Here is a 19,195-nt window from a genome sequence, read left to right as displayed (position 1 = left end):
GATATGGCTACTCCGGCCACAATAGGGGCTCAGGCAGAAAACTGTTGATCAGACCCGGGATAACCCGGAGCTCAGGTTGGACTCAATAACTGAAAAGCCTGTTCCGCGCCTGCTCCACTGGCTACACGCAAGTACATACAGGGGCCCCGGCTGGCTTGAGCCGCATGAGACTTGCCGACGGATGCCTGAAAAATTTACACACTTTTACTCAAGTCCTTATATCACCCGCTAATGGCTATTTGCTATTGTTTTGGATCCAATCATGGAGGCGTAAAAACATGGACAGGGCCAAGGTATCCAAACGCGGCTGGGCGTGGGCGTACCGGAAACTACGCGACTTGCACTGTTCACGGCTATCGTCGTTTTACAGAGCAACCCTGTATGCGGTTCGCGGTGATAGCGGCACTTTTCGCTGCGACCTGACCAGGCAGAAAATCCGCCTGCATCGATAATAAGCGCCGCTCCCATACGTTGAAGAGGATCATCCTGTTTGAGCTAACCTGGCTTGAACTGCCCTGCTGTCTTCCTGTCTTTGCCCTGCTTGCCGGCGTTGCATTCAATGCTGGAGCGCCCGGGCATGTCCATACGTACTGACGCCTTCAGAGCGACCGAAAGCTTAAAGCTCGTAAATCTGCATGACGAAAATCTTGCTTTGGTTAGGAATGTGCAACATTTTTTGTCAGAATGAATTATGCATAATAATTCTCATTCACAGGTCTGCCCCTCCATGCAATTCGCCTCTGCTTCCCATATGCCCATCCGTATTCTGGCTATTGAGGATGATCCGGTGCTTGCCGCCGACCTGGATAGCCATCTGGGCCAGCGGGGCTTTTCGGTCACGTTGCGTCACGACGCAGACGAAATTCTGCATCTGGTGCGCTCCGAGGGTTTCGATTTGATCCTGATGGACATCATGTTACCCGGCAGCAGTGGCCTGGAGGTGCTCGCCCAAGTGCGCCAGTGCCAGCGTGTCCCGGTCATCCTGATGTCGGCGCTGGGTGCCGAGCAGGACCGGATAACCGGTTTCAGCCAGGGCGCGGACGATTACTTGCCCAAGCCATTCAGCATGCAGGAGATGGATGTACGCATCGATGCCATTCTGAGGCGCGTGGCCTACGAGCACGAGGCCCAGGTAAAAGTGCGCAGCGATTCGCAACTGGAACTTGATCAGCAGGCCATGGATGTTTGCCGCAACGGCCGCTGGGCCGATCTGACCAACACCGAATTCCGGGTACTGGAAATCCTCATTCAGCATCCCTGCGAGGTGTTGAGCAAAGCCTTTCTGTACCAACAGGTCATGCATCGGGCGCACTCACAACATGACCGCAGCCTGGACATGCATGTCAGTCGGGTTCGTCGCAAATTGCAGGCCATCGGTTACAGCGCCGGGCGCGTCGAGACCATACGCGGCATGGGGTATGTGCTGGCGCCGTTGCAGTAATGAGGCTGCCGAACCGGCACTCGCTGCTGTGGCAACTGGTCGGCGTGCTCGCGCTTTTGTGCATGCTGGTGATCAGTTTGCAGGCCGACCTGAGCAAGCGTCTCAAGGATGCCACCGCCCTCCTCTCCGAACCGGCCAAGCAGAGCCATATCGCTTACGCACGACAGGCCGAAACGGCGTGGCGGGAACGCGGCACGCAAGGCGTTGACGAGTTCCTGCTCAGCTTGCGCAAACAGGAACGGGTGTGGGCCGCCGTCGTCGATGAGCACCAGCAATCATTGTCTTCGCAGCCTCTGGATGAACATGAGCGTCGTAAGCTCGACTTTGTCCGTCCACTTCACTGGACCGTAGGACGGCCAAACGGCTGGCCAACGTTCTATGTGCCTTTCAGCGACGACAAAGCGCGTCTGGTCATGGAGCTGCCGCATCGTTTCAACCCGCGTGAGCACTTGCGGGTGTGAATACGCTGCACCGGCTGGATTGCCCTGTTGGCCAGCTTGGCCTGTTGTATTCAAGCCTGGGATGGGCCCATGGGTGCCGTGGCCTGGCTCGGCAACCTCTCCCTCGCGGCACTCACGGTAGCGTTCCTGCTGCCTTACGCGTCGCGGCTGCGCAGAGTGCCTGAGCCAGAGAGGGCTGAGGTCAGGCAAACAACCTGAGAGACGCTTGGGTGGGGGTTGCCTTCAAGGCCGGGACGACTCAGATTACGCAACAGGATGTAACTTCTGACTTTCCAAGGTGGAATAGATGTTGAACAAAGCCCTGAAACGCAACGCACTCCTCGCCCTCCTCTCTGCCGTTTTGCCCTCTGTGGTCATGGCTGCCACCCCTGAAATGCCCAAGGGTATGACGGTCAAAGAGCTCATGCCCAGCAAGCCGTTCCCAACGACGTACCCCGGGTTTGAAGGCCAGAAAAGCAAGTTTCCGGCGCAACTTGAAGGCAGCGGCGAGTTCGAGGTGACGCGTGTGGCCAGCGTTTGCGCTGACCCGGACAACCCGATCAACTTCGCGATGGAGGCCGAGAGTTTTATCCGAATGGGTAACAAGCCGGTGGCCGATGTACTGGAAAAACGCAACATTGATTGGGAGATGTGTGACGCCTCGGTGGTAGGCCAGAAACTCAAGGTGGTTCGCTTGCAGCTGTTGGGCATGGGCTGCGGCTTTCCCTTTGTGGGCCAGCAAAAAATCCCTGTCGACCAGATCAGCCAGCATGCCTGCTTTTACGTGCCCGTGGTTGAGTTCAACGGCAAGGAGCAATTGATGGCCAGCGATGCGCTGAAAGGTTTCGAGGGGTTTGCGGTAGAGCGTTTGAGTGCTTACCTGAACCCGTAAATGCCTGTACGCCACAGGCTTGATGCCTCGCTACCCCTTACCTGCGCCGAGTGCCTGGCGTCCTGAAACGGGGACAGCCTCAACGCGCTGGCCTCTGCCTGCGCGTTGACCCATCAGCATCAGCCCCCCGCCCAACAGCAGCAAACCGGCGGCGAAGAAGATGTAAATCCCGCACACACCGGTGGACCTTGAACAAACCGAGGAATAGGCCGAGGAATAGGCCGAGGCTGCGCCATATCGGCCGACGGTGCTCTAGCCGGTGCTATCCCTTGGTCAGATCAACCAATGGCGTTTGCCGTACCTCAGTTTCCCGCCCACCCTGAATGTCGCTCACTCGCTTCAAAGCCTTATCAACAGCCACCTTATCCGCCAATAAGCTATAGCTAATGTGGAACTGCTTGTGTTCCTTCGGCCCAATTGTTGGTACCAAATTCAGTGGCCGCTGATAACGGCGGTTGTAGGAAAAACTTGTCCCCGGTTCCAAGCCGGTAACATAGCCCTGGCCTTGGGTATCGGTGTTTTTCCACAGGGAAAACACCGGCAGTGTCTGAGTATTGAAACCGACTGAAACGCCCAGGCTGCCGGCCTTGTTATGCAACACGGTCAACGTATCGCCCTTGGCATCGCCATACGGCACCACGTTGTAAACCGTTTCGTCGTAGTCCTTGGTCGGTGCACGGTAGGTTTGCCAGTCGGGCAGATCGTCCTTGGCCTTGTCGTTGAACGGCGACACCTGTTTCACCGGTGCGGCGAAACGAGCGCCCTGCTCCAGGAACGGGGTGCTGAAGTTACTGTGATAGAGCGCCTGGTATTCCTTTGGATAGTCGCCGTTGTTGGTTAGGGTGTCGTTGAGGGAGAACACTACGCTGCCGGGCTCGGTGACCAATTCGGTAGCGACGGAAAAGTCGACTTTTTTGAACGCCTGCTCTTTCAGTTCGCCGCGCAGGGTGATGGCATACGGCGGTTTTTCATCGATATGCAGGGTGACTTTACTTGCAGGAATGTTAGCGGCCCGACCATGCAGGGTCAGCAGTTCGCCGTTGTCGACTCCTGGGTGGCCGACCCATTCGTATCCACAGCGGGTGACCAGCTCATTGAAACCTTCCAGCCAGCCCAGACCACCACGACCATTAAGTTCGATAAAGGACGGGTTGACCACTTCCTTGACCGGCGAATCCCAGCCCATGCGCACATTACCTACCGAGGCCTGCAAGACGTTCATTCCGCGAGTAGGCACTACCGAGAGTTTCATCGTACCGTTATCGATGTCCACAATGCTGACGCCCTCCTGCCGGCCACCGTGCAAGGTGCGCAAGGTGATGCTGAAGGGTTTATCGGTTTTTACGCCGAGTTGCTGGCTGGTGATCTGCCAGTTCTGGGCGCCATGGTCGGTGTCGAGCAGAACGTAATCCCAGGCCATGGCGTGGGAGGCTGCGGTCAGTGTAGTGAGGGCAACAAAGAGTTTGAGCGGGGTCATGGCAACAGCCTTTCTTGGAATTGTGCCTTTTTATAGACTTGATGAAACGTTTCATCAAGCTTTAAAACCGACCCAAAGCCGCAAAATACCCAGAAAAATCGGGGGAACATCGAATGTTTTTTCGATGTCATCACGAGCACACTTGCTCCCAAATCAGATCGAATATGAGCGCTCGCAGGTGAGGCACTTATCGCAGTAACTCCTGCAAGATGAACTTCACCCACTGCGGATCGGAAGCGCCCCTGATGCGCAGCCTGGCTGTTCCTGGCTCAATACCGATCTCGGAAACCGATTCTATTGACGGAACATGGTTAGCGATAAAACAGCATAAACAATCACACACACTATTCCACCCAGCCAAGCTAAAGAACAGTACTCCCCTCCCCACCTGAAGTGCTACTGTCTTTATAAGTCGAGCACGGCGCACGACTTGTAAATCGAACTTCTCACAAGGACAAGCAAAGTGACAAAATATTACTTCCTATTCACTTATTCAATTTCTCCGACAGGAGATACTGACACTGCAGCCAAAGCAGCTGACAAAGTCAGAAAAGGGATTGCCAATATAGAAAATTCTGACTGGAACAAACTCTCCACTGTTGAAACCACGTTCTCCGGCCGGCTGACACTGACAGCTGAAACGGTCTGTGAAAAAAGAGAGGAAGCAAGAGGCCTTGTCTGTCGTGAAGTGAAAGCCGTAGTCGACGCTCATAAAGCGTGCTGCGAGATACGTGCCGACATCTCTTTACTCGTCGACGGCCTCGGCCCGCGCATGGATATCGTCATTTAATTGCACGCCAGTCCTCAACCGGGTGCAATTGAAAAGTAACTTGCAGCACTTCCCCTGCCCCTTCCCACCCAAGTCGGGCGAATTCAATATATATTGCCAGCACTTACCGGGACATACGTTTTTCGAAGGAAGAAAACACTGTAACTCAAACATGACAACCTGAACACCACCTGACAGCTACACCTAAATATCCAAACTATAATTAATAAACATCGCTCCAACTTTCTTCACTCAAGATCGAGCCAGTAGTTTTGCATCTGAATACGATCTTCGGAGACGTAGTTACTTGTGCAAGTGATTTAAAAAACGGGTTTTGTCTGCAAGACTGAAGTAGCACGCAGCGGCTTGCTTACTCCTGATGCAGGCCCAACCCGTTTCGATCAGCGAACCAGGCCTGCGACGAAATCAAGAAGCGCGCGAGTCTTTGCGGGAACATGATGTCGCGACGGGTAGTATGCATAGAGCGGAAAACGCTGCTCCGACCAATCGGGAAACAGCTGAACAAGCTGCCTGGAAGAGGTATATTCTTCAATTCCCAACTCGAACAACTGCGCAATACCGAGCCCGGCCAAGCATGTGCTATAGACCGTACCCGGATCGTTGACGGTCAACATGCCCTGCGGCTTGACTGTGACCTTCTTGCGGCGCTGATGAAACTCCCAGGCAAACGGGCGGCCGGTGACTGGCTCCCTGAACAGGATGCAGCGATGGTCCGAAGTCTCGAGCTCCATAGGGTCCTTTGGATGGCCGAAACGCTCAAGATAAGCCGGTGATGCCATGGCCAAAACTCGCGTATCGAGGAGTTTTCTCGCCACTAACGACGACGGCTGAGGATGGCCGAAGCGGATCGCGATGTCGAAACCATCCGCGATCAAATCACCCAGGTCTTCCTTGCTGCGCAGCTCCATTTCGAGCTCAGGGTGGCTATCCATGAACGCGCCCAATCGGGGACCGAGGATCAGTCTCGCAAATAGCGGGTCCACGTTGACGCGCAGCCGGCCACGAACCTTTTGCGCATCACTGGCGGCGCTGCCTGTCGCCTCGGCAAGCGCATCGATCAGAGGCATCACCTCTTCGTAGAAACTGCGCCCTTCGTCGGTCAGCCTCACTGATCGCGTCGTGCGCTCGAACACTCTGATGCCCAATCTTGTCTCCAGGCGGGCTATTGCCCTGCTCACGCCAGATTGAGACATATCCAGTACCTCAGCAGCCCCGCCAAAGCTGCGCGCATCAACGACAGCCGCCATAACGTCGACGCCTTCCAGCAACCGGGAACTTAATGCCCTCATTGATGACTCCTGCGCATGAATATTATGCGTTCCATGCTATCGCATTATAAGGCCCGAAATCCCAACATTGCTCCAACGCTGAGCCGGCTACCCCATGCCGACCCTACACCCCATTGAGGCCACCCCCGACGTGGCATTCACCGGAGCAATGACAATGACGCGCATCCTCGTTACCGGATCCTCCGACGGCCTGGGCCAAATGGCGGCACGCCTGCTCGTGGCCAACGGTCATCAGGTCGTGTTGCATGCCCGAAACCACGCCCGGGCGGCCCATGCCATCGCTCAAGTTCCCGGCGCGCAGACGGCACTCGTCGGGGACCTTTCCAGCATCGCAGAAACCAAGGCGCTTGCTGCCAGCATCAATGAACTGGGCCCCTTCGATGCCATCATTCACAATGCCGCTGTCGGCTTCCAGGAGCGCGAGCGCATCGCCACAGTGGATGGCCTGCCCCATGTCTTTGCCGTGAACTCTCTGGCGCCCTACATTCTGACCGCCATGGTCAAGCGACCCAAGCGCCTGGTCTACATGAGCTCCAGGCTTCACTTGAAGGGTAATCCCTCTCTCAGCGACCTGACCTGGGATTCGCGACGCTGGTCCGGGATGCAGGCCTACTCGGACTCCAAGCTTCACGCGGTCCTGCTTGCTTTTGCCGCCGCGCGTCACTGGCCAGATGTGCTGTCCAACTGCGTCGAACCAGGTTGGGTTGCCACGAAGATGGGCGGCCCTGAGGCTACGGATGACCTTGACCTCGCGCCCCGCACCCAGGCGTGGCTCGCTGCAGCCACTGCAGCGCGCGTAACCGGCGACTACTTCTATCACCAGCGGTCGGCAGAAGTTCACAGCGCTGCGTTTGACCCCGCGCTTCAAGAGCGATACCTGGCCGCTTGTGCGCAACTCTCAGGCATTGAGTTTCCCCCACGATAAGTTCGCATGGCCCATCAGTCGGCATGCCGGTCGCCACAGTACACCGGGTGCACGCACGGCTTGGCCTTGAAAAACCTCACCTTTGCGACCTTTATTTTGAATTTCACAGAGATACGCCCATGCAATCGAAAGTCATAAGGCATCAGGCCGATACTACGTCGGCAAGTGCCCACGCGCCCGCAACGCCACACCCTCATGGGGTAACTGTATCCAAGGCACAGGCGGTAGCGGCTGTTCTTGCCCTGAGCCTCGGCTGCTTCTCCTTTGTCAGCACCGAGCTCATGCCCGTAGGCGTGCTGCCAGCGATGGCCGCTGGCCTGAATGTCTCGCTCGGCGCCGCAGGTTATCTGGTTACAATTTTTGCATTTATGGTCGCTCTGACCGCAGCGCCGCTGACTGGCCTGCTTGGATCGCTCAACCGCAAGACACTGATGGCCGGTCTGCTGGCGGTCTGCTGTATCGGCAATCTGATCACCTTCCTGGCGCCAAACTACTTCGTCGTTTTCCTTGGACGCATTCTGGTCGCAGGTGCAATCGGCGTGTTCTGGTCGACAGCAGTGGTCACCGCAGTGCACATGGTCTCTGCACGAAACGCAGTACGAGCTACATCGATTGTCTTTGGCGGTGTTTCGCTGGCGACGGTGCTGGGGATTCCGGCTGGCACAATGCTCGGTGAAATGTATGGATGGCGCTCCGTGTTTGCTGCGCTCTCGATACTCAGTCTGGTCGTCTTCACGCTGATCGCATGGTCAGTTCCGGCGGTACGCATCTCGAAGGCTGCCAAGCGAGGGGCGATGTCAGCCGTGCTCAAAAGTGGCCCCTTGCTTGTGGTTTTCGGGATCACCGCCCTTGTCGTCACCGGCAACTTTCTGGCTTACACCTACGTGTCTCCGTACCTTGAGCAGATTGCCGGCCAGAGCCCTGCACAGGTCAGCATGCTTCTGTTGGTCTATGGCGCGGCAGGTGTAATTACCAACTTCGCCGTGGGCCCGTTCGCGTCCAGGGCACCAAGAACCAGCCTGGGTCTGGTGACAGCACTCCTTGCCGCAAGCTTGTCATGCATGAACGCGGCAGCGGTCAGTCATGCTGCCATTTTCGCTGTGCTTGCTGCGTGGGGCGCTGCATATGGCGCACTTCCGGTGCTGCTGCAGACCCTGGTGTTCAAGGAGGCCTCCAGGATTCCAGGCGGAGCCGACGCAGCCACCTCCATCAATGTATCTGTATTCAATGCAGCCATCGGCCTGGGCTCGCTGCTGGGCGGACTGCTGATCAATCTTGCCGGACCGCAACCCATTGCGTACCTGTCCGCCTGCTTCGCCATTGCAGGCTTGGCGGTGATCCTGGTGAGTCGCCAATCTTCATAGTCGCGCAACCTCTGACAACCACCGAGTCCTGTCAGCCCCTCCCCCTTACACGTTGAAATGGAACAAAGCATATGAGCAGAATCACAGTCCTGGGCCTCGGCGCCATGGGGTCGCGCATGGCCTCACAATTGCTTGCTGCAGGTCACACAGTCACTGTCTGGAATCGAACCCCCGATGCAGCAGAAGCGCTTGTCAAGCAAGGGGCCTTCCACGCGCGCACGCCAAGAGAAGCCAGCGCAGGTGCGGAGTTCGTCATTGCAATGTTGCGTGACAATGATGCGTCTCGCCATGTCTGGCTGGATCGCGAGATCGGCGCCCTCTCTGGTATGGCAGCGGGAGCAATCGCCATCGAGAGTTCGACACTCACTTCGGGCTGGATCCAGGAGCTCGGCACCCACATGCAGCATGCCCGGGTGGCGCTGCTGGAAGCGCCGGTATCGGGATCCCGTGCTCAGGCCGATGCGAGGCAACTGGCCTATCTGGCAGGCGGAGAGGAAGAAGTCCTGGAGCGCTGCCTGCCTCTGCTACGCGTCATGGGCTCTTCAGTCCATCACGTCGGCGGCCTGGGTCATGGCGCTTTGGCGAAACTTGCCACCAACGCCATGCTGGGAATACAGGTGACGGGCCTGGCAGAGGTCATCGGGTTATTGGAGCGAAACGGAGCCGATGCATCGCGAGTGCTGGCAGCCATGGCAGGCACCTCCGTCTGGCCACCGGTTGCTGCCTATCTTTCAGGGAGCATGATGACGGAGAACTTCGCCCCGCAGTTCCCCGTGGCGTTGATTGAAAAGGACTTCGGCTACACGCTCGAGGAAGCAGGATCAGCAGAGAACGCCCCCACAATTGCCGCAGCACATAACGTTTTCCAGCGCGCAGCAGCGCGCGGAATGGGCGACCGGAACATGACAAGCGTAGTGCGATTGTTCACCGAAAAGCGTGATTGATCCCGCGAGCCCACTGGGTCCTTGTGGCATGCAAACCGAGATGCCCCTCCCCCGCACTTTGCGTGCAATGAAGCATGACTGACAGTGGCTGCGGGTTTGTATCCCGCAACCAGCCTGGTGCCTGGCGCGCTCGGCTCCTGCGCATATTCTGATACTGCAACTGGAGACAACAATGAAGCTCTTTCGCTATGTTAAGCATGATGGCGTGTATCCGGGCATGGTCGATTCATCGGGACAGCTGCGGGACATTTCAGCCCATGTGGATGACGTCTCGCGCGCGTGCTTGTCCGATACGGAACTTGCCCGGCTTTGTGAGCTTGACGAACACCGGCTTCCGCTTATTTCGACCCCGGTTCGCTACCAGCCACCGATAAGCGATATCGGCAAGTTCATCGCAATTGGTTTGAACTACCTGTACCACGCCGAAGAGGCCGGTCTTGCGATCCCGTCCGAACCGTTGGTGTTCTTCAAACCGGTCAGTTGCATCAGCGGGGCCGATGACCCCATCGTACAACCTCCCCACTCAAGGCAATTGGACTGGGAGGTTGAGCTGGGGGTCGTCATCGGAAAGCGCGCCCGGTACGTTCCGGTTGCCCAGGCACTTGAACACGTGGCGGGCTACTGCGTGGCCAATGATGTTTCCGATCGTGGATTCCAGTTTCAGAGTTCGCAATGGGACAAAGGCAAGAGCTCCGACTCCTTTGGGCCGCTGGGTCCCTGGCTCGTGACCCGTGATGAGGTCCCGGATCCGCAGAGCCTGCCAATGTGGCTGGAAGTCAACGGCCAACGGCGACAGGAAGGAAACACCCAGACCATGATCTTCAGCGTTGCAGAGATTATTTCCTACTGCAGTCACTACATGACCCTCGATGTTGGGGATGTGATCATCACCGGCACCCCGCCTGGCGTGTCGATGGGAATGAAGCCACATCCGGAATGGCTGGAACCGGGGGATGAAGTAGTGCTGTCGATCTGCGGCCTTGGTGTGCAACGACACGTTGTGATGCGATACGAGGCAGAGCAGGCGTAAATCTTGCCTGCTCCGAACCTGAGGCTGCATAACGCAGCCTGACACGCAGCTAAGCCAAGTGCCAAACCCTGTCTACACTGATGCTCATACCACGTGAGCTCGCAGGGAGCGCAAAGCATGGGAGCAATCGCCAGCTGGACTTTTTTGTTGGTTGTGGTTGTAGTTGTGGGTGTGCTTAGCTTTTTTATGTTGCGAGCGGGTGTTCAAAACGACCGGCGTATCAGAGAAGAACTCTACCTAACCTTCGAAAGCACAATGCAACAACACGGGGTCCGGACTTACGAAATCCTGAAAGAGAGCATTTGGATTAGAAACGGCATGCGCCTATCAGAGCTGCACCGAATTGTATTGGCCGACACCGGGCACTACTTTCTTTATTTCCAGGCAACCGGTACGCCGCCCTATTTTGCCCCCTTAACAGAGAAGCGCGCGATGCAAGCTTCAGCAGGCAAGATCGGGATTCAGGCATGACCGCATAAAAGCCATGCCTTTGCCATTGGCGGGCAATGGATGCATCCACGACTTCTCGCCCAGCTGAAACAGAGCAAGCGACGACATATTGCCGACCTTCCCGCTTGAAATAGTGGCACGAGGCCTGAATCTCTAGGCGATAAATCCGCAGCCGTTACACCCGTCCACACGCGATTGTCGTCGATCATCAAAAGACGACAGATTGACTGAGTGTCACATGGGTATCCGTTACTGATCCGGCAGGCGGGGACGATCAGAAGGCTATCGAACGGTTGTAATTTGATGTCGCCACTATTTTCCCGCGCTTCAACACCATAAGACGAGCCGGCAAGTCGAGGATAACCCCGGCGACCGACTGGGTATCCACCAGCACCAGGTCTGCATTTTTGCCGGCTTCCAGCCCATAGTTATCCAGCCCTAGGGCTTTTGCAGGATTAGTTGTGAGCATTCCCAATACTGTGGCCTGATCATCGGCCCCACCCAGGTGGCATGCAGGCATTGCCAATTGCGCAATATTCAGCAGATCGCCTGTCCCATACGGGGTAAAAGCGTTGCGTATATTGTTCGTGGCCAAACAGACATTTACACCACCGTCTCGCAACGCACGAACGGGCGTGAGTGAGCGGCGGACGTTATGGCTGTCGCCTCGAGCACCGAGATGCAAGTCGGTGGCTGGCAGGCACATTACGCTGATTCCAGCATCACGGATCAGGCTGATAATACCCACTCGCTGTTCCGGTGCTACGGCTCCAAGGCTCGTAAGATGACCTACGCAGACGCGGCCTTCATACCCTTCCTTGATGGTCTTGCGCGCGAGGTATTCAATGGTCATGTTCTCTGCCGTATCGGCAAAATCCTGATGGAAATCGATATCTTTTCCAAACTGTTTAGCCAGGCTGAAAACATAATCAATATGTTCGAAGGGTGAACGATCGTTATAGGGAATACCGCCGACGACATCGGCACCTTTTTCCATCGCCGCAACCATCATGTGCTTCATTCCCGGTAGTTTGAAAATGCCTTCCTGTGGGAAGGCAACTACCTGAATGTCGATCATGTCGCGAAACTTCTTGCGTAGCTCCAGGACAACATCAAACCCTGTGAAACCTTGTGAGGGGTCAAATTCGGCATGTGCGCGTACATGGGTAGTACCGGCCTGCACAAGTGAGCGTAATACCTGCGTTGAACGCTCGAGAATATCCTCCCGGGTCAACATCGGTTTAAGCTCAGCTGTAACGGCAATCGCCTCCTTGAGGGTTCCGGTGCGATTGACCTTACGGTGCATGACATAGGCTTTTTCCAGATGCAGATGCCCCTCGACAAAAGCCGGCATCAATACATTTCCATTTCCCTGGACTTCCTGCCGTGCCCGCACTGTAATTCCCGGGGAAATAATGGCAACTTTCCCATTGTGTACGGCGACGTCGGTTAAAGGCTTTCCATCGGCAATGCGTACATTGCGAAATATCAGATCCATAAACCTCACTCCTCAATTCAGACAACTTCCGTTTCTCGAGCATCGACCTCTGGAGGTCATGCTGCGCCTGCTTCATGACTGCCAGCACATTGCCCATGAGCACGCGCGACAGAGCTGCAAAGGAACGCAACAGTGTCCAGAATCAGCAGGAAAAAATTAAAAGACGTATTAAATATTTGCGATATGGATGGGAAGCACACACTAACCGTTAGAACAACCATTCCCCATTACGCGGTATTCGAGAATATGCCTATGCCCCTTGGAGTCTTCATACATCATACGCGCAGGCACCACTTCACAGACATTTGGCACTTCACCCATCGAAATGACTTTTGCGATATCAAGGTCTTGTGAATAACTGTACTGCTCTACCTGAATGTCGTTATCTGCTAGAGGCTGCCCAGCCAAAGCCACAGTGCACAAGCTACTGAGCCCTGCCAACAATAAAATTTTCATGTTCAAACACCTCGAGGTATCGCGTGACGCAAATACCCTTCAATACTTACAGGGTCAATGTAGCGCTTCATGACTCGGCGTCGTATTACGACGCCGAGACACTCAACTGTCAGAAAGGCTTGGTGGGCAGGTATTTACCATCCAGGGTAATGACTGCGCGCGACCCACCCTCTGGATCTTCGACTTTTTTAATATCCAGTTTGAAGTTGATAGCACTGATAATGCCGTCACCGAACTTCTCATGGACCAACGCCTTAAGCGTGGTGCCGTAGACCTGCAGCATCTCGTAAAAGCGGTAGATAGTGGGGTCGGTCGGTATACCGTTGTCGATGCTGCCGCGCATCGGGATGGTTTGCAGCAGCGCCACGCCATCAACATCGAGGCCGAGCTTTTCACCCACTACTGTGGCCGCTGCTTTGGGCAAGGGATGCTGGCCGAGCAGCGCGGCAGTGACGAACGCCTCGCTGAGCCCTGTGCCATCGGTGATCTGGGCAAATGACAAGTCTTTCCGGGCTTTAGCCAGCAGGATGACTTCGGTCAGGGCCAGACGCGAACCTGGATTGATTTGGGACTGGATCATGGTGTTATCTCCTGGGGTAATAAACGAGTTCAAGCAGATTGCTTCTGTTGATAGGGAGCGGCACGTGCGCCCGGGTTGTCCACAAGGGGCGCAAACTTGCCGGTGCTACTGTCGAAAGCATCCATACGCCCGCTCTCGATGTCATAGACCCAGCCATGCAGTGCTACGCGTCCCTCTTCGAGGGCCAGGCGTACCGATGGATGCGTCCGGATATTGGCCAACTGGGCGATCACGTTTTCTCGAACCATCGCCTCAACACTGCTGTGTGGGTCCTTATGTTTGCGCGCTTCATTCACCACTCGAGCAGAGTCGGCGTAGCGTAACCAGCCTGCCACTGCGGGCATGTGATCCAGGCACTTGCAGGTGGCAATGGCAGTCATTGCGCCGCAATCAGAGTGCCCGCAGATAACGATGTCGGAGACTTGCAAGGCAGCAACGGCATACTCGACCGAGGCCGACACACCGCCAGGCTCAGGGCCGTAGGGCGGCACGATGTTGCCGGCGTTGCGAATGACAAACAGGTCGCCGGGCTCTCGCTGCGTAACCAGTTCCGGAACCAATCGGCTGTCAGAGCAGGAGATAAACAGCGCCCGTGGGCTTTGCTGATTAGCCAGATTCTTGAACAGGCCGGCGCGTTCCGGAAAAGCGTTAAGTTGAAACTTTAGAAAACCATCGATGATGTCTTTCATGGTGACTCCTCTTGGTCGCGATGCGTTGGAGCAGAGATTACGGAGCTCGTGACATAAGGTAAAAGTCTCATTTATGATGGCGTACATCAGATAATCTTATGGCTCTAAGCATGCTGGCACGTCACATCAAATACTTTCTCGCTGTGGCGCAACACCACAGCTTCACGAAAGCAGCTGCTGCGCTGCATGTTTCGCAGCCCGCGCTGTCACAGCAAGTCAGGCAACTTGAGGAAAGTCTTTCTGCCCAGTTATTTGACCGATCGGGACGTACGACGCGGCTGACTGACGCCGGCGAAGTGTATTTACGCTATGCACGCCGGGCTTCGCAGGAACTGGAGGAAGGAAAACGTGCAATCCATGACGTGGGCGATTTGAGTCGCGGGGCACTCAGGGTTGCATTGACACCGACGTTCACCACATATCTGGTCGGACCACTGGTCGAAGCTTTCCACAGCCGATATCCGAATATCACCTTGAACCTGCGTGAGATCGCTCAAGAACAGATGGAGGAGCTTCTGCTGGCCGATGAGCTGGACGTGGGTATCGCTTTCGAGGACGGGCACTCTCAGGACATAGAGACCCAGCCGCTTCTGATAGAAGCCCTCGCGCTGGTGGTTGGGGAAAGACACCCGTTGGCTGGACAGAGTGCTATTGACCTGGACGCTCTGAGTGCCGAATCACTGATCCTGCTCAGCGAAGAGTTTGCCACTCGCGAGCAGATCGACCGCTACTGTCGCCAGCACACCATTACCCCGCGGGTGAAAATGGAGGCCAATGTTATCGGTGCAGTCATCGAAGTGGTGCGCAGGACCACACTGTCGACCCTGTTACCGGCAACCGTCGCGCTTGCACATCAGGGGCTGTTTGCCATTGAACTAAGCCCTCAGCGACTGCACCGTACCGCCGTATTGATGCAGCGCAAAGGGGCCTACCAGACTTCAGCTGCACGTGCCTTCATCGAACTGGCCACAGACATTGCGGCCCAACTCGAGAAGAGATAAGGGCATCTGATAGGTGCCCGGAGTTGATACGCCCGCGCAGCACGTTCACGACTTTAAGTCGGGTCAGCTCCGAGGCGTGGTCAAAAAATCTTCAATGGATTGCAGCAGATGACCGAGACGGTCTTGCTGATCATCATTTCCTCAAGACAAAAAAAACCGCGAAATGCGGGTTCAGGGATTACGAGCAAAAGGCTAGGGCCAGAGCCGATTGCTTTCGTGCTGCTTGCTCTCTCAACCGCGCAAGTCAGCCAGGCGGTTGAGCTGCACATTGTCTTCTACACTCTTTTTCGCCAGCTTTTGGACAAGCCTATGAAGGCCAAATATAAAAGGGAGTAAGGATGATGGTTCGAAAAATTTTGGCCGTTGCGGCATTGGTACTGTTAGCCGGTTGCGCCACCAACAGGGCAGAAGTGGATGTTTTACGGCCGGGTGATACTCAGACACCGGCCCCCAGCAATGGCAAAAAGGTTTATATCAGCGCCGTTGATGATCGAGTTTTTCAAATCAAACCTTCCAGCTCTGACATACCTTCACTGAAGTACGACGAGATCGACGATAAGTCGATTACCGAGCGGGCCATCGCGCGTAAGCGCAATAACTTCAATATGGCGATCGGCGACGTGCTGCTGCCTGAAGGGCGCACAGTTTCAGAGCTGGTGGGTAATGCCGTAGCCACTGCCTACCGGCAGGCCGGATACGAGGTGGTAAGCAGCCCCGGTGCCCGTGATGTCAGTGAAGTAAAAGTGAACATCATCGAATTCTGGTCATGGTATTCGGCTGAGGGAGTACTCGATAAGGTGCTACGCAACAAGTCGCTGTTGCAGATAAAAGCCCCTGGTACACCTGTACAGACCATAAAAACGCTGGTCAGTGAGAACGTGAAAGTGGCCACAGATACTGACTGGAAAACCATCACCGAATCCGGACTCGAAGCCATCACCCAGGAAACCCTGAAGCAGCTCTAAGGGGCTCCTGCAGAACACAGTGCAGTGGCCGTCTACTTCAAGTACCAGCCCCCTGGTTGGCCATTGATTGATTCGGTCACTCAATATTTGTGGTTAGCCGTGTTGCCACGAGTGGCGATACATGACCAAGAACCACCAGACAGACCACGCCGATGTGATCTGGTCGGATATGGTTCCGGCCCTGAATATCAGTGAAATCAATAGGGTCGGGACGGAGTGATTCGAACACTCGAACCCTAGCACCCCATTCAAGCTGGACTCACTCAGCGCCAGTTAATACGGGACTCCAGCAACAGGCGTTCGCTGCATAGGTATTCGTGCGCCTGGGCCGCACGAATACCCTTACCCGAGCACTTCAGCAACACACATTTATACCTGGGAGGCACTTGCAAGGCTGGGCTGCAAGGCATTACCCATCACTGGACCAGAGGGATGAGCAGCCTCTTCGTGTACGAACTCTGGTTCAGGCTCCCCTCTTTCACCATTCAACGCCTTGTGCATTTTAACGGTATCCAGCGCCCCGACCCACTTGGCAATAGCCATGGTTCCGACACCATTGCCGATAGTGTTGGTGATCGCACGTGCTTCTGACATAAAGCGGTCAACTCCCAGCAGCAGCACCATTCCCGCAACCGGGATGGTCCCCAAAGAAGACAAGGTGGCGGCCAGGATAATAAACCCTGAGCCGGTGACACCTGCCGACTCCTTGGAGGTGAACATCAAAACTGCCAGAACGATCAGTTGGTCAGTGAGGGTAAGCGGCGTGTTGGTTGCCTGGGCGATAAAAATCGCAGCGATGGTGTAATAAATCGCCTGACCGTCCGGATTGAAGGTCAACCCGGACGGAATGATCATCCCGGCGACAGGCTTGGAAACTCCGGCCTTTTCCATTTTTGAAATCATTTGCGGCAACACCGACTCCGAAGAACTGGTGCCCAGTACGGTGAACAACTCCTCCTTGATAAATTTAAGGAATTTCCACAGGCTGAAACCGCTGTACCGGCATATGGGCCCCAGGACAAAGATCACGAACACCGCGCAGGTCAAGTACACGCAGGCCATCAACTTGCCGAGGGAGAACAGCGAGCCGAAACCGTATTTGCCGATTGTGAATGCAATGGCCCCAAACGCACCGACAGGCGCCAGGCGCATAACCATATTGACGATGCGGAACATGCCCTGCATCAAGCTATCCAGTGCATCGACAAAGATTTTCCCGCGCGGGCCGACTTGGGCCAGGGCGACACCCAGAAGGACGGAAAACAGCAAGATCTGCAGCACATTACCCTTGGCAAAGGCATCCACAATGGTATCGGGGATGATATTCATGGCGAAGTCCATGAATGAGTCATGCTTCACCGCCGAGGTATACGTGGTGAAACTCGACGTATCGAGGCTTGCGACATCAATATTCATGCCCGCACCGGGCTTGAATACATCGACCACCACCAGGCCGACCACGAGCGCCAGGGTCGACACAACCTCGAAATAAATCAAGGCACGAAAGCCTACCCGCCCAAGCTCCTTCATGTTTTCCATGCGTGCGATACCCGTGACGACAGTCAGGAAGATCACCGGCGCGAGGAGCATTTTGATCAGTTTGATAAACGCATCGCCCAAGGGTTTGAGTGCAGCCCCGGCTTCAGGAACCAGCACACCGACGATAGCGCCAAGAACGACCGCAATAAGTACTTGTATATAAAGTTTGCCGAATATTCTTTTCATGACAGGGCCCTGATTTTTATTGTTGTCAGGAAATGCCAAGGAGTCAGACCCAATAATCTGCCCCTTGACGTAGTGCCGCAGTACTACTTTGAATCGCTGGGACGCTTCAACGGTTGATCAACGCAATGACTGCATCCGTGATCTGCCGTGTAGTGGCCGTACCGCCCAAATCAGGAGTATGCAAACCGCTTTCAGTCACAGCCTCGATGGCGGACATCAGTTGTTTTGCCGCGGCGGCCTCACCCAGATGTTCAAGCATCATCACTGCCGTCCAGAAAGTCGCAATCGGGTTCGCCACACCTTTACCGGTGATATCGAATGCAGAGCCGTGGATAGGTTCGAACATCGAAGGGAATTTGCGCGACGGGTTCAGGTTGGCAGTCGGCGCAATGCCCAGACTGCCGGATAGCGCCGCCGCCAGATCGGACAGAATGTCGGCGTGCAGGTTAGTAGCGACAATCACGTCCAGTGTGGAGGGTTTGAGCACCATGCGCGTAGTGACGGCATCGACCAGTTCTTTATCAATTTTAACGTCTGGAAAATCCTTCGCGACTTCATAGAAAATCTCATCCCACAGCACCATGCCGTGTCGCTGGGCATTGGACTTGGTGACCATGGTCAGGTGCTTGCGTGGGCGGCTTTGCGCCAGTTCGAAAGCAAAACGGTGGATGCGCTCAACTCCAACACGGGTAAAGACCGACACTTCCGTGGCGACCTCTTCCGGCAGGCCACGGTGAACGCGACCACCATTGCCGGAGTACTCACCTTCGGAGTTTTCCCGCACCACTACCCAGTCAATCTGGTCACCATTGACCAGTGGGCTCTTTACCCCAGGCAACACACGAGCCGGACGCACGTTGGCGTACTGATCGAAGCCCTGGCAGATCGGCAAACGCAGGCCCCACAGGGAAATATGATCCGCGACGTCAAGCGCACCCACGGCGCCAAAGAAAATCGCATCGAAGGTTTTTAGCTCTTCCAGCCCGCCTTCAGGAATGTAGTAACCATGCTTCAGGTAGTTATCCGAGTTCCAGTCGAAGTGTTTGAAATCCAGTTCGAAACTGGATTTTTTCGACAGGGCCTGCAGCACCTCGACACCTGCGGCAATGACTTCGATACCAATACCATCACCTGGAACCGCTGCAATTTTATACGTGCTCATGATCAACTCCGCGCTCGAAACGTTCTTGTTTTGCCTGTCGAACGGTCTGTTCAATCAGGGTGTGAACGGAGTATATG

General features: G+C 55.5%; 21 protein-coding genes. 13 read left to right on the top strand and 8 right to left on the bottom strand.

The genetic code is table 11. From position 1 onward, the window contains the following. Positions 1–727 precede the first annotated feature (727 nt). The 4 genes from QN377_RS18680 (at position 728) to QN377_RS18670 (ending at position 2,773) form a co-directional block, all read left to right on the top strand. Complete coding sequence (locus QN377_RS18680; protein ID WP_095018619.1) at positions 728–1,441, top strand: response regulator transcription factor; 714 nt, start codon at positions 728–730, stop codon at positions 1,439–1,441. Beyond that, complete coding sequence (locus QN377_RS18675; RefSeq protein ID WP_095018618.1) at positions 1,441–1,902, top strand: histidine kinase sensor domain-containing protein; 462 nt, start codon at positions 1,441–1,443, stop codon at positions 1,900–1,902. The genes QN377_RS18680 and QN377_RS18675 overlap by 1 nt, the downstream gene beginning before the upstream one ends. Then, a complete protein-coding gene (locus QN377_RS22900) occupies positions 1,903–2,100 on the top strand; it encodes a DUF3325 domain-containing protein (protein WP_095018617.1) in 198 nt (65 codons plus the stop codon). An 88-nt stretch (positions 2,101–2,188) separates the two neighbouring features. Continuing rightward, the gene (locus tag QN377_RS18670) at positions 2,189–2,773 is read left to right on the top strand and encodes a hypothetical protein (RefSeq protein WP_095002878.1); all 585 of its coding nucleotides are present in this window, start codon (positions 2,189–2,191) and stop codon (positions 2,771–2,773) included. A gap of 262 nt (positions 2,774–3,035) precedes the next feature. Here the strand turns inward: QN377_RS18670 and QN377_RS18665 are convergent, their stop codons facing one another. Continuing rightward, entirely contained in the window at positions 3,036–4,250 is a 1,215-nt protein-coding gene (locus QN377_RS18665; protein ID WP_322212757.1) for an aldose 1-epimerase family protein, read from the bottom strand. Positions 4,251–4,713: 463 nt separating this feature from the next. Between QN377_RS18665 and QN377_RS18660 the strand changes: the two genes are divergently transcribed. Further along, positions 4,714–5,040 (top strand): hypothetical protein, encoded by a 327-nt coding sequence (locus QN377_RS18660; RefSeq protein WP_133145014.1) that lies wholly within the window; start codon positions 4,714–4,716, stop codon positions 5,038–5,040. Positions 5,041–5,420: 380 nt separating this feature from the next. Here the strand turns inward: QN377_RS18660 and QN377_RS18655 are convergent, their stop codons facing one another. Then, complete coding sequence (locus tag QN377_RS18655; protein WP_095018615.1) at positions 5,421–6,329, bottom strand: LysR family transcriptional regulator; 909 nt, start codon at positions 6,327–6,329, stop codon at positions 5,421–5,423. A gap of 154 nt (positions 6,330–6,483) precedes the next feature. On the opposite strand from QN377_RS18655, the gene QN377_RS18650 reads away from it, so the two are divergent. From QN377_RS18650 to QN377_RS18630, 5 genes are all read left to right on the top strand, one after another. Further along, a complete protein-coding gene (locus tag QN377_RS18650; RefSeq protein ID WP_095026714.1) occupies positions 6,484–7,254 on the top strand; it encodes an SDR family NAD(P)-dependent oxidoreductase in 771 nt (256 codons plus the stop codon). Positions 7,255–7,373: 119 nt separating this feature from the next. After that, on the top strand, positions 7,374–8,618 hold the full coding sequence (locus QN377_RS18645) for an MFS transporter (RefSeq protein WP_095026715.1): 1,245 nt from the start codon (positions 7,374–7,376) through the stop codon (positions 8,616–8,618). A gap of 71 nt (positions 8,619–8,689) precedes the next feature. Beyond that, positions 8,690–9,562: an NAD(P)-dependent oxidoreductase gene (locus QN377_RS18640; RefSeq protein ID WP_095018612.1), complete on the top strand. Its 873-nt coding sequence runs from the start codon at positions 8,690–8,692 to the stop codon at positions 9,560–9,562. Between the two features lie 172 nt (positions 9,563–9,734). Then, on the top strand, positions 9,735–10,592 hold the full coding sequence (locus QN377_RS18635; protein WP_322212756.1) for a fumarylacetoacetate hydrolase family protein: 858 nt from the start codon (positions 9,735–9,737) through the stop codon (positions 10,590–10,592). Between the two features lie 117 nt (positions 10,593–10,709). Then, entirely contained in the window at positions 10,710–11,063 is a 354-nt protein-coding gene (locus QN377_RS18630; RefSeq protein WP_095002886.1) for a hypothetical protein, read from the top strand. A gap of 253 nt (positions 11,064–11,316) precedes the next feature. Here QN377_RS18630 and QN377_RS18625 read toward each other — a convergent pair whose 3' ends face one another. The 4 genes from QN377_RS18625 to QN377_RS18610 all read right to left on the bottom strand — a co-directional run bounded on the left by QN377_RS18625 (position 11,317) and on the right by QN377_RS18610 (position 14,265). Continuing rightward, the gene (locus QN377_RS18625; protein WP_095018610.1) at positions 11,317–12,540 is read right to left on the bottom strand and encodes an amidohydrolase family protein; all 1,224 of its coding nucleotides are present in this window, start codon (positions 12,538–12,540) and stop codon (positions 11,317–11,319) included. 201 nt (positions 12,541–12,741) lie between these two features. Beyond that, positions 12,742–12,996 (bottom strand): DUF2790 domain-containing protein, encoded by a 255-nt coding sequence (locus tag QN377_RS18620; protein ID WP_095002888.1) that lies wholly within the window; start codon positions 12,994–12,996, stop codon positions 12,742–12,744. 109 nt (positions 12,997–13,105) lie between these two features. Then, positions 13,106–13,576, bottom strand: coding sequence for a cyanase (gene cynS / locus QN377_RS18615; RefSeq protein WP_095002889.1), 471 nt, complete (start codon positions 13,574–13,576; stop codon positions 13,106–13,108). Between the two features lie 29 nt (positions 13,577–13,605). Then, complete coding sequence (locus QN377_RS18610; RefSeq protein ID WP_095002890.1) at positions 13,606–14,265, bottom strand: carbonic anhydrase; 660 nt, start codon at positions 14,263–14,265, stop codon at positions 13,606–13,608. A gap of 110 nt (positions 14,266–14,375) precedes the next feature. Here QN377_RS18610 and cynR point away from each other — a divergent pair, with 110 nt between their 5' ends. From cynR to QN377_RS18595, 3 genes are all read left to right on the top strand, one after another. Then, a complete protein-coding gene (gene cynR, locus QN377_RS18605) occupies positions 14,376–15,266 on the top strand; it encodes a transcriptional regulator CynR (RefSeq protein ID WP_095018609.1) in 891 nt (296 codons plus the stop codon). A gap of 108 nt (positions 15,267–15,374) precedes the next feature. Beyond that, positions 15,375–15,602, top strand: coding sequence for a hypothetical protein (locus QN377_RS18600; protein ID WP_095018608.1), 228 nt, complete (start codon positions 15,375–15,377; stop codon positions 15,600–15,602). Positions 15,603–15,607: 5 nt separating this feature from the next. Continuing rightward, a complete protein-coding gene (locus tag QN377_RS18595) occupies positions 15,608–16,231 on the top strand; it encodes a flagellar biosynthesis protein (protein WP_095018703.1) in 624 nt (207 codons plus the stop codon). 369 nt (positions 16,232–16,600) lie between these two features. Here the strand turns inward: QN377_RS18595 and QN377_RS18590 are convergent, their stop codons facing one another. Then, positions 16,601–17,956 (bottom strand): dicarboxylate/amino acid:cation symporter, encoded by a 1,356-nt coding sequence (locus tag QN377_RS18590; protein WP_322212755.1) that lies wholly within the window; start codon positions 17,954–17,956, stop codon positions 16,601–16,603. 106 nt (positions 17,957–18,062) lie between these two features. Beyond that, positions 18,063–19,118, bottom strand: coding sequence for a tartrate dehydrogenase (locus QN377_RS18585; protein WP_095018606.1), 1,056 nt, complete (start codon positions 19,116–19,118; stop codon positions 18,063–18,065). Positions 19,119–19,195: the final 77 nt, after the last annotated feature.

The organism is Pseudomonas sp. CCC4.1, assembly GCF_035019225.1.
GTDB classification, from domain to species: domain Bacteria; phylum Pseudomonadota; class Gammaproteobacteria; order Pseudomonadales; family Pseudomonadaceae; genus Aquipseudomonas; species Aquipseudomonas bubulae.
This window is presented reverse-complemented; position numbering and strand designations above follow the sequence as displayed.